Raw genomic sequence first — 16,352 nt, 5'->3', positions numbered from 1 at the left:
GACGGTATCCAATAAACTGTGGATCCAGGCAGTGATCAAATATTGATAAAAGTGCAGGTGAGCCGATGAAAAGAGAATATGCCCTTGTGGAGGAAAGAAGAGAGCATATATTAGATATCGTAAGAAACAGTCCCAAGGTGTCTGTGGGCAGCTTGGCAGAGCAATGCGGTATTTCTGTGATAACAGTCCGAAGAGACTTGCAGTATCTAGAAGACAGAAAGCTTTTAAAACGCTGTCATGGCGGTGCCATTCCCATTGAAGAAGGCCCTGCACATGCAAATGAAATATTACTTTACAGACGGCTGATTGCCAGCTATGCTGCAACGTTGGTAGAAGATAATGATACGCTGTTTATTAACACCAGCAGCACTGCTTTGCAGATATTGGAATACATCAAGAGCAGGAATGTCACGGTCATAACCAACAACGGAAAAGCGATTAACAGTGAACATGGGGCCGGGGTGAATATCATTCTCACCGGCGGTGAGCTTCGCTATCCCAAAGAAGCCATGGTAGGGGATCTTGCGGTAAGGAATCTTCAAAACATATATGCAAAAAAAGCATTTATGGGGTGTTCCGGCATTTCCGTTATGTCAGGAATGACCACCGAGATCATGAATGAGGTATGTTTAAATGAATTAATGATCGAACACACAAGATCCGAGCTTTATATTCTGGCCGATCATACAAAGATAGGAAAGAACAGCAGCTTTTCAAGCTGCAGCATAGGTAAAGTTCAGCATTTGATCACTGATGAAAAGGCGCCTGAAGAGATTTTAAAGGAATTTAAGGAGGCTGGAGTGCAGATCCACCAGGTGAAAAAAGGAGGTTTTTAAATGAAAACCTATACGCTTGGATTGTATGAAAAATCAATGCCGGCTGAATTAAGCTGGAAAGAAAAGCTGGAAGCTGCAAAGAGCACCGGTTTTGATTTCCTGGAAATGAGTATAGATGAAACAGAGGAAAAGCTTGAACGTCTTGAAATGACTTCAAAGGAACGGCTGGAGCTGATAGAACTGACAAAGGCCGCAGGCATTCCCATAGGTACCATGTGTTTAAGCGGGCACCGGAAGTATCCTCTGGGAAGCCATGACCCGGCAGTCAAGAAAAAAAGTATGGAAATCATGGGCAAAGCCATAGAACTGGCATCTGATCTGGGAATCAGGATCATCCAACTGGCCGGATACGATGTGTACTATGAAGAATCAGATGATGAAACAAGGCGGTATTTTATGGACAACTTAAAAAAGGCTGCCGAAATGGCCGCATCCGCCGGTGTGGTACTTGGATTTGAAACCATGGAGACCGGATTCATGAATACAGTGGAAAAAGCCATGAAATACGTGAAGCAGGTGTCCTCTGTTTACTTAAATGTTTATCCTGATATAGGGAATATAACAAATGCTGCGTTCACCAATGGAACAGACGTATTGGAGGACTTAAAGCTTGGAAGCGGGCGGCTGGCTGCCATGCATTTAAAAGAGACGAAACCAGGCATATTCCGTGAAGTTCCCTATGGAGAGGGTCATGTGGACTTTAAAAAGGCCATTGAGACCGCCTGGAAGCTTGGCGTAAGGATTTATGTAGCGGAATTCTGGTATACGGGAAACCCCTCCTGGAAGGAAGATCTGGTTACGGCAAATCTTAAAATGTCCGGAATATTGAGGGAACAGGAATGAAGGGGGTTAATCATAATGAAAGTTAAAAAAAAGGTGATGGGAAATTTAACGAAGTGCTATTCCATAGCCCCGCTTCGTTACAAGGGAACTGATCACATCCTGGTTGCAGCGGAAAAGGTAGACCGCTGCCTGCTATTTGATACAGAAGGCAATTTAGAGGACACCATTTGGACAGAGCCTGGCGGCGTAATGACCATGGTTTCGGTTCCTGGTACCGACGGACAGTTTCTGGCAACACAAAAATTCTATTCTCCCAATGATTCCAAAGAAGCAAAAATTGTCATAGTGACTCCTGATGAAGAAAAGGGCTGGGAGGTAAGGACTTTGGCAGAGCTGCCTTTTGTCCACCGGTTTCAAATTGTGGAACGGAACGGCACCAACTATTTGATCGCATGTACCTTAAAATCAGGCCATGAATTTAAAGATGACTGGTCTTCCCCGGGAAAAGTGTACGGGGCGGTTCTGCCTGAAGATTTAAGCCGATTTAACGAAGAACATCAGATCCGGCTGGACGTGATTAAGGATGACATGCTGAAAAACCATGGTTATTATAAGGTGGAGGACTGTGGTCTCCAGACCAGTATTATATCCTCTGACAAAGGTGTGTACCAGTTCATCCCACCGGAAAACCCAGCCGGAGACTGGGAGATCCGCCATCTGATAAAAGAGGCAGCCAGTGATGCGGTGCTGGTGGATTTCGATGGAGATGGAGAAAAGGAATTGGCTGTCATTTCCCCATTCCACGGGGATAGAATCAGCATATGGAAAAAAACAGACGGGGAATACAGAGAGGTCTATGCTTATGATAAGCCGGCTGAGTTCAACCATGCCATTTTCGGCGGGATGCTGTGCGGCAGACCAGCCCTGGTCATCGGGCACCGGCAGGGAGAACGGAATCTTCTGGCTTTTACCTATAATCCGGAACAGGAATCCTATGAGGTACAGATCATTGACCGGGATTGCGGTCCTGCTAACGTATACAAGTATACAAAAGGCAGGGAAGAGATCATCATATCCACCAACCATGGGATTGATGAAATTGCCATGTATACACTTACACCATAGGAGGTAAAACATGTTAGAAGCCTTAAAGCAGCTTGTTTATGAAGCCAATATGGAACTTCCCAGGTATGGACTTGTCACATTTACCTGGGGCAATGTCAGCGCTGTCTGCCATGAAAGCGGCATGTTTGTCATTAAGCCCAGCGGCGTGGATTATAACGAGCTTAAGCCGGAAGATATGGTGGTTATGGATATGGAGGGCAGAAAGGTGGAAGGAAGGTATAATCCTTCCTCTGATACCTCCACCCATCTGGAACTTTATAAAGCATTCCCTAAGATCGGCGGGATCGTGCACACCCATTCTTCCTGGGCAACCAGCTGGGCTCAGGCCGGACGGGGGATTCCCTGCTATGGCACCACCCATGCGGATTACATGTATGGAGAAATTCCCTGCCTGCGTTGCCTGACAAAGGAAGAGATTGAGGAAGGGTATGAGAAAAATACAGGACTTCTGATTGCGGACTATTTTAAGAATAAAGAGTATATGGCGGTACCAGCCTGCCTTTGCAAAAACCATGGCCCTTTTACCTGGGGAAACGATCCAATAGAGGCTGTGCATAATGCAGTGGTTCTGGAAGAGGTAGCCAAGATGGCCTTCCGGTGTGAACAGATCAATCCGGATGTGACTCCTGCGCCACAGGAGCTGCAGGATAAGCATTATCTAAGAAAGCATGGAGCCAATGCTTATTATGGGCAAGGGAATTAGATGTCGGATTTGAAAAATTCCAGGCGGATTACCGCAAGGTATTTGGGGAGTAGACAAGATTAGGGGGATTATGAGCTGACGGAGCTTTTTTGATATGGTATTAATATGTAAAAGCCTGCCTTCCTGACGGAAAGGTGGGCTTGTATTTTATAAGGAAGTCCGTTTCGCCTGATGGCTTGCCGGTGTCTAAGAAAGGTAATTTTTCATGGTCTTTAATGCGTTTTTTTCCAGGCGGCTTACCTGTGCCTGGCTGATATGGATTTCTTCCGCTACCTCGGTCTGGGTCTTTCCTTCAAAAAAACGCATGTCAATGATGTGGCGTTCCCTTTCCGGAAGGCGTCTCATAGCCTCATTTAAGGAGATATCCTCCACCCAGTTTTCTTCCAGGTTTTTTTTGTCGCTGATCTGGTCCATGACAAAGAGGGGATCACCGCCGTCGGAATAGACCGGCTCATAAAGGCTGACCGGGCTTTGAATGGCATCCAGGGCATAGGTAATATCTTCTTTACTTACCCCGATCTCCTCGGCGATCTCCATAAGAGACGGTTCCTTTAAGTTTTTCTTCATTAAATTTTCTTTGGCATAAATTGCCTTATAAGCGGTATCACGCAGGGACCGGCTGACGCGTATGGAATTATTATCCCGAAGATAACGCCGTACTTCGCCCAGAATCATGGGCACCGCATAGGTGGAGAACCGGACGTTCTGCGTAATATCGAAATTATCAATGGCTTTGATTAAACCGATGCATCCAATCTGAAATAAGTCGTCTACGTTTTCATTGCTGCCGGAAAAACGTTGTATGACACTGAGAACCAGTCTTAAGTTTCCCTTGATGTAATCTTCTCTGGCCTTTTTATCCCCGTCAAGAATCCGTTTGAACAGAACTTCCTTCTCTTCGTTGTTAAGAAGAGGAAGCTTGGAAGTATTGACACCGCAAATCTCTACTTTGTATCCAGACATATCTTTCCCTCCGCATCATTCATTATTCTCATAAAGAAATGATGTACTCAATCGAGGGCTTTTATACGATAGCCGAATCAAATTTTATTTCCAGTTTTTAGGTCATTATTAATCCTGCTTATTTTTTTCATACAGAATCAGCAATCCCTTTAATAGAAGAACGTCGTCATAATGAATTTTATGATAGCACAGAGGGATGACGGAGGAAGCCAGACCTCCGGTTGCCACAAGGCTTGCAAAAGCTCCAATCTCTTCTTCCATGCGGTCAATGAGGCCGTCGATCATGGCGGCGTTGCCGTAAAGGATTCCGCTTTTCATGCAGTCAATGGTATTTTTGCCGATCACCCTGATTGGTTTGTTTAAGCCGATATAGGGAAGCTGCGCGGCCCGGCTGCTTAAGGAATCCAGAGATACTCTTAAACCCGGAAATATAACGCCGCCGGTGTAGTTTCCTTCCCGGTCAATGACGGACATGGTGGTGGCTGTTCCCATGTCAACGACGATGATGGGAGTTGGATATTCATTTAAAGCAGCTACCGCATTCACGATTAAATCACTGCCAACGGTCTTAGGGTTGTCCATCTTGATGTTCAATCCAGTCTTCATTCCGGAGCCGACCACCATGGGTGTCTTGCCTGTTATTTTTTTAACAGCACTCACAAACACATCCGTAAGAGGAGGAACAACAGAAGACAGGATTGCCCCTTCTATGGAAGAGAGGGGAAAATTGTGAATTTCCATAATATCTTTTATATTAACCGCATATTCCAGCTCGGTTTTTCCGTGATTGGTAGTAACTCGTTCTACAAAATAGATGCCGGTATTGTCGATGCCGCCTATGACAATATTACTGTTTCCCAAATCAATGGCCAAAATCATAAAGGGAACTCCTTTCCAACTTTTTTTTCTTGTGCTATACTGTAGAGTATCATATTTTAAGACGAAAAACAACGGGAGGCTCTTATGCTGAAAGGAAAAAATATCATTTTGGGAGTAACAGGAAGCATCGCGGCTTATAAGATAGCCGGGCTTGCCAGTATGCTGGTAAAAAAGGGCTGCAAGGTACATGTTTTAATGTCCCAAAATGCCACAAATTTTATTAATCCCATTACGTTTGAAACATTGACAGGCAATAAATGTCTGGTGGATACTTTTGACCGGAATTTTTCCTATAACGTGGAGCATGTATCCCTGGCAAAGCTTGCCGATGTTGTAATGATCGCTCCGGCCAGTGCCAATGTGATTGCAAAGCTGGCTCATGGGATAGCGGATGATATGCTGACAACCACTGTTCTGGCATGCAGATGCAAGAAAATCATTTCTCCTGCCATGAATACCAATATGTATGAAAATCCAATTGTTCAGGACAATCTAAGGATATGTGAGTCCTATGGCATGGAAATAATCAAGCCTGATTTCGGGTATCTGGCCTGCGGAGATATTGGGGCAGGAAAGATGCCGGATCCTCAAGTGCTTTTTGATTTCATTGAAAGAGAAGTCTGCTTTGAAAAGGACCTGGATGGAAAGAAAATTCTGGTAACGGCCGGACCCACCAGGGAAGCCATTGATCCGGTCCGGTATATCACCAACCACTCCACTGGAAAGATGGGTTATGCGGTTGCAAAGGCGGCTGCTCTCCGGGGAGCGGATGTGACGCTTGTGAGCGGCAAAACGGATACGCCAAAGCCTCGGTTTGTACACCTCATAGAAGTTGACAGCGCAATAGAAATGTTTGATGCGGTTACGGCGGAAGCAGCAGATCAGGATGCCGTCATTAAGGCTGCCGCCGTGGCGGATTACCGTCCAAAACACGTAGGAACGGAAAAAACAAAGAAAAAAGAGGGAGAAATGGTTATAGAACTGGAACGGACGGACGATATCCTTAAATGGCTGGGAGAACACCGTAAGAAGGGACAGTTTCTTTGCGGATTTTCCATGGAAACCCAGAATATGCTGGAAAATTCAAGAGTAAAACTTGATAAAAAGAAGATTGATATGATTGTTGCCAACAACTTAAAAGTAGCCGGAGCCGGCTTTGGTACAGATACCAACGTAGTCACCATCATAACCAGGGAAAAAGAGCTGCCATTGGAGACCATGACAAAGGATGAGGTAGCGCATCGCATTCTGGATGAGATATTTACCCGTCAGGATGAGGGAAAGAAGGAGTAGGGCATTATGAGAATTGAGAAAAAGCAAATCATTGTACCAGGACAGCTGACCGGCTCTGTATGCCTGACCGGTTATTTATTGGACAGCATAAGCGTAAATCCGGATATGCTCCGTCCTGCTGTCATCGTGCTTCCCGGAGGCGGATACATCCGTAAATCGGACCGGGAGAGTGAACCCATAGCCCTGCAGTTTATGTCCATGGGCTGTCATAGTTTTATTTTGGATTACAGCGTGGCCCCCAATCGTTTTCCAACTTCGCTAAGAGAACTTGGGGAGGCGGTGGCTTACATCCGGGAACACGGGGCAGAGTGGAAGATTGACACCAATAAAATCATAGCATGCGGTTTTTCTGCCGCAGGGCATTTGGCTTGCAGCCTTGGGGTTTTCTGGGAAAGAGATTTTGTCTGGGAAGCCATAAAACGTACTCCCGAGGAGATCCGTCCGGACGGACTGATTTTAAATTATCCTGTGATCACAAGCGGGGAATTTAAACATGCCGGTTCTATTTTAAGCCTTTTGGGAGAAAATGCGACGATGGAGGAGACAGAGGCGGTATCCTTAGAAAACTTCGTAACAGAAAAGACTCCAAAAACCTTTCTATGGCATACGTATACGGATAACGCCGTTCCCCTTGAGAACAGCCTGCTCCTGGCTGCTGCCATGAGAAGGCATGGCGTGAATTTTGAACTTCATGTTTATCCTGCGGGATGCCATGGCCTGTCTTTAGCCAACGAGGAAACCGCAGGCTCCAATGAGTCCCTCTTAGAACCTTCCTGCCAGAGCTGGATTTCCCTTGCAAAAACCTGGCTTTCTAATTTTTAATATGGAAGAGAGAATCTTGACTTATGATTAGAATCATACTACAATAGACGAGATCTAGACGTAAATTTTGGAGGAACTATTTTTGTGAATATAGCGGAAGAAATTAAAAAGAGAAGAACATTTGCCATTATTTCCCATCCGGATGCGGGAAAAACTACCTTAACTGAGAAATTTCTGCTTTATGGAGGTGCCATCAATCTGGCCGGAACTGTAAAAGGAAGAAAGGGCGCCAAGCATGCCGTTTCCGACTGGATGGAGATTGAAAAGGAGAGAGGTATTTCCGTCACCTCCTCTGTGTTACAGTTTAATTACGACGGATTCTGCATCAACATTCTGGACACCCCAGGCCACCAGGATTTCTCTGAGGATACCTACCGTACCCTTATGGCTGCCGATTCCGCTGTCATGGTCATTGATGGCTCCAAAGGTGTGGAGGCTCAGACCATCAAGCTGTTTAAAGTCTGCGTTATGCGTCATATCCCCATTTTTACATTTGTGAATAAGATGGACCGGGAAGCAAGAGACCCCTTTGAACTGATGGATGAGATCGAGGAGGTGCTTGGGATCAGAACCTGTCCGGTCAACTGGCCCATAGGCTGCGGAAGGGAATTTAAAGGGGTTTATGACCGCTTTAAGGAAACCATAACCACATTCCGGGCCACAGCGAACGGCCATAAGGAAGTGGAGGCTACAGAAGTCCAGTTGGGAGATGCCCAGGTGGATGCGCTGATCGGAGAAAGCTATCACCAGCAGCTCATGGAGGATATCGAGCTTCTTGACGGCGCCAGTGATGAGCTGGATATGGATCGGGTCGGCAGGGGAAACTTATCTCCTGTGTTTTTCGGTTCTGCTCTTACAAACTTTGGAGTGGAGACATTTTTGCGGCATTTTCTTCAGATGACGACTTCGCCTCTTCCAAGACTGACGACAACAGGAGTTGTGGATCCCTTTGAAGAGGAATTTTCCGCTTTTGTATTCAAGATACAGGCAAACATGAACAAGGCTCACAGAGACCGTATTGCATTTATGCGGATCGTATCCGGCAAGTTTGACGCAGGCATGGAGGTAAATCACGTGCAGGGCAGCAAAAAAATGCGTCTGTCTCAGCCGCAGCAGCTTATGGCCCAGGACAGGAAGATCGTGGAAGAGGCCTATGCAGGTGATATTATCGGAGTTTTTGATCCAGGCATTTTTTCCATTGGAGATACTCTTTGTAAGTCAGGTGAAAAATTTGAATATGAGGGAATCCCCACCTTTGCGCCGGAGCATTTCGCAAGAGTGCGTCAGATGGATACCATGAAAAGAAAGCAGTTTATCAAAGGCGTAAACCAGATCGCACAGGAAGGTGCCATTCAGATCTTCCAGGAGTTTAACACCGGAATGGAAGAGATCATTGTGGGAGTCGTGGGTGTACTGCAGTTTGAGGTATTGACCTACCGTCTGGAAAATGAGTACAATGTGGAAGTAAGGCTTGAGAAGCTTCCATATGAATATATCCGCTGGATCGAGAACAGTGATGAAATTGATGTGGCTAAGATTCAGGGTACGTCTGATATGAAACGGATCAAGGATTTAAAAGATAATCCTCTTCTTTTGTTTGTCAACAGCTGGAGCGTTGGCATGGTATTGGACCGCAATCCGGGACTAAAGCTTTCTGAATTCGGTCACAACTAAGATGCCGGTAATGATTTAATAAGAATAAAATATAAGGAGGCAGCAGACAATGAGTAAAATTGATGAAGTAAGGGCGGCCATGGTAGAAGCGATGAAGGCAAAGGATAAGCAGAGAAAAGATGCCTTATCCATGCTTCTTTCTGCTCTTAAGAATTTTGAAATCGATAAGAAGGATCATACCCCTATTACAGAAGATGAAGCCAATGCAATAGTAAAGAAGGAAATGAAGCAGTCGCAGGAAACTCACGATCTGGCTCCTGAAGACAGGACAGAAATCAGGGAAGAAGCGGCGTTCCGTATTACCGTTTATAAGGAATTTGCTCCGGAAGATATGGGAGAGGAGCAGATTAAGGAAATCATCCGGTCTGTTCTTGAGGAACTTGGAATTGAAGCTCCCACTGGAGCGGATAAGGGAAGGATCATGAAGGTCCTGATGCCCAAGGTAAAAGGAAAAGCGGACGGCAAGGCAGTAAATGATGCACTGGCTACTATGATGAAATAAGAAAAAAGGGGTGTGGATCATGTATAGGAAAGAAATAGAAGAATATATAGAGTCACATAAGCAGGAAATGATAGAAGACATCTGTACTCTGTGCCGCATTAACAGTGAAAAGATGACCTATAGGGAAGGGATGCCCTATGGTCCGGGAGCGTTTGATGCTTTGGACGAAGCTCTGGCAATCGCGGAATCCTATGGCTTTTCCATTACCAATTATGATAATTATGTTGGAACGGCAGATTTAAACGATAAGGAGCGCCAGCTTGATATCCTGGCCCATCTTGATGTTGTGCCGGCAGGAGAAGGCTGGAAGGAGACGGAACCCTTTGAGCCGGTAGTAAAGGGAGATAAATTGTTTGGAAGGGGAACCGCGGATGATAAGGGCCCGGCTGTTGCGGCTCTTTATGCCATGAGAGCGGTAAAAGATTTAAATATTCCCCTTAAGAAAAATGTGCGGCTGATCCTGGGAACGGACGAAGAGTGCGGAAGCTCGGATATCGATCACTATTATTCCATAGAAGAGGAAGCTCCCATGACTTTTTCTCCTGACGGTTCCTTTCCGGTTGTAAACACGGAAAAGGGCGGATTAAACGGCCATTTCACCGCGGAATGGACTGCTTCTGACCTTCTTCCAAAGCTGGTGTGCTTAGAGGCTGGGACCAAGGTGAATGTGGTACCTGGAAAGGCCTGTGCAGTTGTGGCTGGCATTGACGCAGAAGCACTTGAACATGCTGCGGCAGAGTGTGAAAAAAAGACGGGAATCCGTTTTGAACAGAAATTAGATGAAGATACTGCTACCATTACCGCAATCGGTGAAAGCGCTCATGCTTCTCTTCCTGAAGAGGGAAATAACGCCCTGACCGGACTTCTTTTATACTTAACAGAGCTTCCTCTGGCAAAGTGTGAACAGTTGACCATGATCCGCCGACTTCTGGAACTGATCCCTCACGGGGACACTTCAGGAGAAGCTTTGGGGATCGCAATGGAAGATGAACTTTCAGGCAGCCTGACTCTGGCGTTCAGTTTGTTAAAAGTGACAGAATCCGGTTTGGAAGGTACCTTTGACAGCCGGTGCCCGGTCTGTGCCACAGAGGAAAATGTCCTGGAGGTGGTAAGAAGAAACATGGCAAAAAAGGGTATTACCCTTCACAATGATTCCATGAAGCCTCCTCACCATGTGGATGGAGATTCGGAATTTGTAAAGACCCTGCTTCATGCTTATGAAAGCTACACAGGCCGCAAGGGAGAATGCGTATCCATGGGCGGCGGTACTTATGTTCATTCTTTAAAGAACGGCGTTGCCTTCGGCGCTTCCATGCCGGGGACAGATAACCGGATGCATGGGGCCGATGAGTACGCAGTCATTGAGGAACTGACCGTAAGCGCAAAGATATTCGCGCAGGTGATTGTGGACTTATGTTCATAAAATTTAGGTTTTTGTTTCTAATTTAAAAATAAGTATTGACAAAAACAGGAAGAGAGCGTAAAATACGCCTCATAAAGTAATTCCTAGTTTGCCTATAGGAATCAGTGGGAGGAGTAGCTGCTATGAACCAATGGAAAGCTATGCAGATGAATATGAACCAGATGAACGGCATGTGTATGATGATGTGTCGTATATCAGAGTGCATAAATAAACGATAATCGTTTCATTTGTATGGATTGTGATTGGAATTCGCTAAGAGCAGCAAAACGCGGAAAATTTAGGTCGCAAGTCTGTGCAGGGCTTGCGGCCTTTTTGTACCATATAGAAAGGAAATAGAATTATGCAGTCAGCAGAACCTATTATCCAGCTGGTGGGGCTGGGAAAAGAGTTTCGTACCGCCAACGGCCCGATTAAGGCCCTGGACGATATCAACCTTTCCATTGAGCAGGGAGAGATATTTGGAATTATCGGTTTAAGCGGAGCCGGAAAAAGTACATTGGTCCGCTGTATCAATTATCTGGAAATACCAACATCCGGAGATGTACTGTTTGAGAATAAAAGCCTGACATCCATGCGGCCGCAGGAGCAGAGGCTGGCCCGACAGTCCATGGGCATGATTTTTCAGCAGTTCAACTTACTGGCCCAAAGGAACGTTTTGCAGAATGTGTGTTTTCCCCTGGAAATTGCCAAGGCTCCTAAAAAAGATGGGATAAAAAGGGCCATGGAGCTTTTGGAAATTGTAGGTCTGAAGGACCGGGCCAAGGCTTATCCGGCTCAGCTGTCAGGAGGACAAAAGCAAAGGGTTGCCATTGCAAGAGCCCTGGCAACCAATCCTAAGGTTCTTCTTTGTGATGAGGCTACAAGCGCGTTAGATCCCAACACCACAAAATCCATACTTGGGCTTTTAAAGGATATTAACAAGTCCATGGGGGTTACCGTAGTCGTCATCACCCATGAGATGTCGGTAATAGAAGCCATTTGCGACCGGGTGGCGATCATTGACCAAAGCCACATTGCAGAGGTGGGAAGCGTTAAGGAAATATTCTCTGAGCCTAAGTCAAAGATCGGCAGACAGCTTATATTAGGGGAAGCAGCGGAACAGGTCAGCCGGTTCGGCAGCTCCAAAAGGGTCCGGATTTCCTTTGACGGACGGTCTTCCTTTGAACCGGTCCTTGCCAATATGATATTGGCCTGTAAGGTTCCGGTGAACATTATGCATGCTGAGACAAGAGATATTAATGGAACCGCTATGGGACAAATGGTCATTCAGCTTCCTGAAAATGAGGTGGACCAGAACCGGGTACTTAGCTATTTAAAAACAGCAGGGATTATACATGAGGAGGTGAAAAAACATGACCTTTGATGGGACAACGATTCACATGCTTGTTACCGGTATAGGAGAGTCTTTATTTATGACGCTGACATCTTCCGTTTTTTCCTATCTTATCGGTATTCCTCTGGGTGTTATTCTGATTGTTACTGATAAAGATGGAATCCATCCAATACCCTGGCTTCAGCAGATATTGGGACTTATTATAAATCTGTTTCGTTCCATACCCTTTATTATTTTGCTTATTATGGTAATACCCGTTACAAAAATGATTGTTGGAACGCTTCTGGGTCCCAAGGCAGTGATTCCGCCTTTAGTTATTGCAGCCGCCCCTTATGTTGCCAGAGTGGTGGAATCTTCCTTTAAGGAAGTGGACGGCGGTGTGATAGAAGCGGCGAAATCCATGGGTGCCTCCACGTTTCAAATTATATGTAAGGTTCTCCTCCCGGAGGCAAAACCTTCCCTCTTGATAGGCGCAGCTCTTTCTGTCACAACCATATTATCCTATTCTGCTATGGCCGGATTTGTAGGCGGCGGCGGTCTTGGCGATATCGCCATCCGATATGGATATTACCGCTATCAGACAGAGATGATGTTTGTAACAGTCGCGATCCTTGTTATCATTGTCCAGATTATTCAGGAAACCGGTATGAGATTATCCAAAAAGGGCGACAAACGGATTAAATAGTAACAGCCTCAGGCGTTACCATATAAAATTTTAAGGAGGAAAAATTATGAAAAAGTCACTTTATGTATTTACGGCTGCACTGATTGCAGTAAGTGCGCTGACCGCATGCTCAGGAAGCAAGGGAGCACCCGAAACAACTCCGGCAACACAGGCCGCATCATCAGAGGAAACGAAAGCAGAAGAAACAAAGGCAGCAGAAACTTCCGGCGAGCTGGAGAAGATCGTTGTCGGAGCAACTCCGGCTCCTCATGCAGAAATTTTAAATGCTGCAAAAGATATTCTGAAAGAAAAAGGTTATGAGCTGGTGGTCAAGGAATATACAGATTATGTGCAGCCAAACATGGCTCTTGAATCCGGAGACTTAGATGCCAACTATTTCCAGCACAAGCCATATCTGGATCAGTTCAATGAGCAGAAAGGAACCGACCTTGTAAGTGCGGCAGCCATTCATTATGAGCCCTTCGGCATCTACGCAGGAAAGACGGATTCTCTTGATAAGCTTCCTGATGGAGCCCAGATCGCAGTTCCTAATGACGTTTCCAACGAAGCAAGAGCTCTTCTTCTCCTGGCAGACCAGGGGCTGATCGGATTAAAAGAAGGCGTTGAGCTTGATGCAACCAAGAATGATATTGTAAAAAATGACAAGAATTTTAAGATCGTTGAAGTAGAAGCTGCTCAGCTTCCCCGCTCCGTAGGCGATGTGGATGTGGCTGTTATCAATGGAAACTACGCCATTGAGGCAGGCTTAAAGGTATCTGATGCCCTGGCTGTGGAGGATGCCAAGTCTGTAGCAGCAACCCTTTACAGTAATATTATTGCGGTTCGTGCGGGCGAGGAAAGCAGCGAGAAGACAAAAGCTCTTGTTGAGGCTTTAACAAGCGATACTGTTAAAAAGTTTATCGAAGACACCTACGATGGTGCGGTAGTTCCTTCTTTCTAAACCGGGACTTCCTTAAGCAATAAATAAAAGGCCGTTATGGAATCGCTTTAAGCAGCTTCCATAGCGGCCTTTTTATCAATAGGCTGAAGTGCAGCCACACCTGGTCAGGCAAGTTTTCCACGGCATCCGGCTGTAAGACTCCTTTGACGTTAGAAACTTCCTGGTAAAGCGAAATGCTGCCGCTTACTCTTTGTCTCTGCCTGCATACTCCTGTATAGAATCCAAAGACAGGATCAGATGGCGCTCCGCCAGAGGATATATCTTTTCAAAGTCACATGTAATGATGCACACGGTATTTCCTCTTCTGGCGATGCGCTGCAGGGATTTCTTCAGCATATGCAGGGTGTCATAATCAATATATTTTTCCGGATAGATGCAGAAGATGATTTTCTTTCGCAGAAGCTCAAGCCGGTATAAGTACATGGCCAGCTTTTCCTTCTTGGGCAGGTTCCGGCAGGAGGCGCGGGGGACAAATCCTTCTTCCTCATATTCTTTTAGGAAAGTCTGTTCCACATACTGCATTCTGGCGCGTTTTAGGATGCCCAGGGGACCGGCCAGCTTCTTATAGCTGCCGATGCATATATTATCTTTGGTGGTCAGTGTTTCAAAGATACAGTCCTCTAAATCAAATCCGGCAAATACAAAGGAAGGGCAGCTCTCTCCTTTGACGGGCTTTTCATAGACGCTGATGGAGCCGGAGATCAGATCCCGGGGATGAGTAAGGAGTGCCAGCAGCTGGGATGAGGCGTTGCGGAATAAGTCAAAGATGGCAACGATCCCGCCTTCATGAAGTTCAAAGCAGATGTGCTTTAAGGAACCATAACAGAGCCCGTCCGCTTTCATCGCCACGACTGGTGATTCATGGGAAGAAGACTCTGTGTAAGCCAGTGGGCGGCTGTACAGTCTGGAGATATCAATAGCATTCCTTTTTTCATTGTATATCCATTTTACCATACGATGATCGTCCATAAAGTAAATGCGGTCTGAGAAGAGCTGAAGCTGGTATATATCACAGGATGTTATAAGGAAGGAAACCTTTTTTTCTTTCAGATACTGATACATTCTGGAGAATTGCGGGTCCTGAAAAAAGGTCAGAGGAATGTCATCCAGTATGATCAGCCTGGCTCCCAGTATATAAGCTTTCAGTATTTCCACCAGGCATTGCTCTGACCTTGTAAGATGGTTTACCGGCACATGGGGAGGAATCGCAAGCTCCATCTCCTTCATGTAATTCTGTGCTTCATGGAGGATAAGCTTTCTATGCATGAGAAAGGCTCTCCTCTTATGGCGCCGGATGATGAACACATTTTCCGCCACTGAGAGAGAGGGGATTAAGGAGCTGTGCCTTTGCACCAGGGCAACGTGGGATGCCAGATCCTGACAGGAAACAGGAGACTCTTCATAGCAGAATCTGCCGCTGTCCGGAAGCTCCTGACCGGACAGGATAAGGGAAAGCAGGGTCTTTCCGGAGTCATGAAGTCCCATGAGTCCAATAATTTCACCCTTATATTGATACATCGTCAGATGGTCTATGAGCATGGTGTTGTCTTTGTGCAAACATAAATCCTGTATCCGGTACAGTTCATCAGGCATAGGTATTTCCTCCGGTTTGGGAAAAGTCATCGGAATTCACGGAGATATAGGGGATGTAAATCTCCACATCGGTTCCCAGGGCAGGTGTGCTGGATACATGGAGCCCGTAGCTGTCTCCGAAGACCAGTTTCAGCCGCCGGTTTACGTTCCACAGGGCAATGCCGGTGCTCCTTTTGCCGTGATTGGGTGAGACATAGTACTCCTGCTCCAGGGAATGGTTCAGCATCTTAAGGGTATCGGAATCCATCCCTTTTCCGTTATCAGATATGCGGATATTAATATGCTTTTTGGCAGGGATAATTTCTATGGTGATAACCCCGTTGTCTGCGGATTCCGTAAAGGCATGTACGATGCTGTTTTCCACAATGGGCTGCAAGGTGAGCTTGGGAATCACCGCATCCATGATACTGCTCCAGGTGTCCGGCAGATCCACGTTCAGACTGAACCTGTCGCGGAAGCGGTATTGCTGGATCTTCATATAATTGTTGATTACATTTACTTCATCGTTCAAAGTGGCAAAGTCGTTTTTCGTGCTGATGCTGTAGCGGAAGAAGTTAGACAGGGCGTAGGTGATATCCGCTATCTCCCGCATGTCGCTTAGTACGGCCTGGGCACGGATGCATTCCAGGGCATTATACAGAAAATGCGGGTTTATCTGATTTTGCAGGGTAAGGAGTTCGGTCTGCTTCTTTAAGATTTCATTTTCATAATAACGTGCTTTATCACGGACGGCCTTCTGGCTGTGTTCCTCTAAGAGCTTTTGTAATTTCTTTTCTGTTAAGAGCTTCATAGTCTTTC

The 16,352-nt window shown here is 45.9% G+C and carries 16 protein-coding genes; 12 read left to right on the top strand and 4 right to left on the bottom strand.

Annotated elements, in window-relative coordinates; genetic code table 11:
• The first annotated feature begins 65 nt into the window (after window positions 1-65).
• Genes AC27IJ_RS03525 through AC27IJ_RS03510 form a run of 4 tightly spaced genes read left to right on the top strand, consistent with a single transcriptional unit; the run spans window position 66 to window position 3,447 of the window.
• The gene (locus AC27IJ_RS03525) at window positions 66-836 is read left to right on the top strand and encodes a DeoR/GlpR family DNA-binding transcription regulator (RefSeq protein WP_312446721.1); all 771 of its coding nucleotides are present in this window, start codon (window positions 66-68) and stop codon (window positions 834-836) included.
• Window positions 837-1,679, top strand: a complete 843-nt coding sequence (locus AC27IJ_RS03520) for an L-ribulose-5-phosphate 3-epimerase (protein WP_312446719.1) — start codon at window positions 837-839, stop codon at window positions 1,677-1,679.
• Window positions 1,680-1,694: 15 nt separating this feature from the next.
• Window positions 1,695-2,744, top strand: a complete 1,050-nt coding sequence (locus AC27IJ_RS03515) for a hypothetical protein (protein ID WP_487147485.1) — start codon at window positions 1,695-1,697, stop codon at window positions 2,742-2,744.
• A gap of 10 nt (window positions 2,745-2,754) precedes the next feature.
• On the top strand, window positions 2,755-3,447 hold the full coding sequence (locus AC27IJ_RS03510; protein WP_487147483.1) for an L-ribulose-5-phosphate 4-epimerase: 693 nt from the start codon (window positions 2,755-2,757) through the stop codon (window positions 3,445-3,447).
• Window positions 3,448-3,633: 186 nt separating this feature from the next.
• Here the strand turns inward: AC27IJ_RS03510 and sigG are convergent, their stop codons facing one another.
• Window positions 3,634-4,410, bottom strand: a complete 777-nt coding sequence (gene sigG, locus AC27IJ_RS03505; protein WP_312446712.1) for an RNA polymerase sporulation sigma factor SigG — start codon at window positions 4,408-4,410, stop codon at window positions 3,634-3,636.
• Between the two features lie 108 nt (window positions 4,411-4,518).
• Window positions 4,519-5,289 carry a type III pantothenate kinase gene (locus AC27IJ_RS03500; protein WP_312446710.1) on the bottom strand — a complete coding sequence of 257 codons (771 nt, stop codon included), beginning with the start codon at window positions 5,287-5,289 and terminating at the stop codon, window positions 4,519-4,521.
• 84 nt (window positions 5,290-5,373) lie between these two features.
• On the opposite strand from AC27IJ_RS03500, the gene coaBC reads away from it, so the two are divergent.
• The 8 genes from coaBC (at window position 5,374) to AC27IJ_RS03460 (ending at window position 13,961) form a co-directional block, all read left to right on the top strand.
• The gene (gene coaBC / locus AC27IJ_RS03495) at window positions 5,374-6,582 is read left to right on the top strand and encodes a bifunctional phosphopantothenoylcysteine decarboxylase/phosphopantothenate--cysteine ligase CoaBC (protein ID WP_312446708.1); all 1,209 of its coding nucleotides are present in this window, start codon (window positions 5,374-5,376) and stop codon (window positions 6,580-6,582) included.
• A 6-nt stretch (window positions 6,583-6,588) separates the two neighbouring features.
• On the top strand, window positions 6,589-7,404 hold the full coding sequence (locus AC27IJ_RS03490) for an alpha/beta hydrolase (RefSeq protein WP_312446707.1): 816 nt from the start codon (window positions 6,589-6,591) through the stop codon (window positions 7,402-7,404).
• Between the two features lie 84 nt (window positions 7,405-7,488).
• Window positions 7,489-9,078: a peptide chain release factor 3 gene (locus AC27IJ_RS03485; protein ID WP_312446705.1), complete on the top strand. Its 1,590-nt coding sequence runs from the start codon at window positions 7,489-7,491 to the stop codon at window positions 9,076-9,078.
• A 49-nt stretch (window positions 9,079-9,127) separates the two neighbouring features.
• Window positions 9,128-9,580 carry a GatB/YqeY domain-containing protein gene (locus AC27IJ_RS03480; RefSeq protein WP_312446704.1) on the top strand — a complete coding sequence of 151 codons (453 nt, stop codon included), beginning with the start codon at window positions 9,128-9,130 and terminating at the stop codon, window positions 9,578-9,580.
• A 19-nt stretch (window positions 9,581-9,599) separates the two neighbouring features.
• Window positions 9,600-11,003 carry a dipeptidase PepV gene (pepV, locus tag AC27IJ_RS03475; protein ID WP_487147478.1) on the top strand — a complete coding sequence of 468 codons (1,404 nt, stop codon included), beginning with the start codon at window positions 9,600-9,602 and terminating at the stop codon, window positions 11,001-11,003.
• A 340-nt stretch (window positions 11,004-11,343) separates the two neighbouring features.
• Window positions 11,344-12,366 carry a methionine ABC transporter ATP-binding protein gene (locus tag AC27IJ_RS03470; RefSeq protein ID WP_313260580.1) on the top strand — a complete coding sequence of 341 codons (1,023 nt, stop codon included), beginning with the start codon at window positions 11,344-11,346 and terminating at the stop codon, window positions 12,364-12,366.
• A complete protein-coding gene (locus tag AC27IJ_RS03465) occupies window positions 12,356-13,021 on the top strand; it encodes a methionine ABC transporter permease (protein ID WP_312503338.1) in 666 nt (221 codons plus the stop codon). Before AC27IJ_RS03470 ends, AC27IJ_RS03465 begins: the two co-directional genes overlap by 11 nt.
• A gap of 46 nt (window positions 13,022-13,067) precedes the next feature.
• Complete coding sequence (locus tag AC27IJ_RS03460) at window positions 13,068-13,961, top strand: MetQ/NlpA family ABC transporter substrate-binding protein (RefSeq protein ID WP_487147475.1); 894 nt, start codon at window positions 13,068-13,070, stop codon at window positions 13,959-13,961.
• 183 nt (window positions 13,962-14,144) lie between these two features.
• Here the strand turns inward: AC27IJ_RS03460 and AC27IJ_RS03455 are convergent, their stop codons facing one another.
• Both AC27IJ_RS03455 and AC27IJ_RS03450 read right to left on the bottom strand, forming a co-directional pair.
• Entirely contained in the window at window positions 14,145-15,554 is a 1,410-nt protein-coding gene (locus tag AC27IJ_RS03455; protein ID WP_487147473.1) for an ATP-binding cassette domain-containing protein, read from the bottom strand.
• Window positions 15,547-16,344: a sensor histidine kinase gene (locus tag AC27IJ_RS03450; protein ID WP_487147471.1), complete on the bottom strand. Its 798-nt coding sequence runs from the start codon at window positions 16,342-16,344 to the stop codon at window positions 15,547-15,549. The genes AC27IJ_RS03455 and AC27IJ_RS03450 overlap by 8 nt, the downstream gene beginning before the upstream one ends.
• Window positions 16,345-16,352 lie beyond the last annotated feature (8 nt).

This window comes from Lacrimispora sp. YZC11, assembly GCF_057543815.1.
This window is presented reverse-complemented; position numbering and strand designations above follow the sequence as displayed.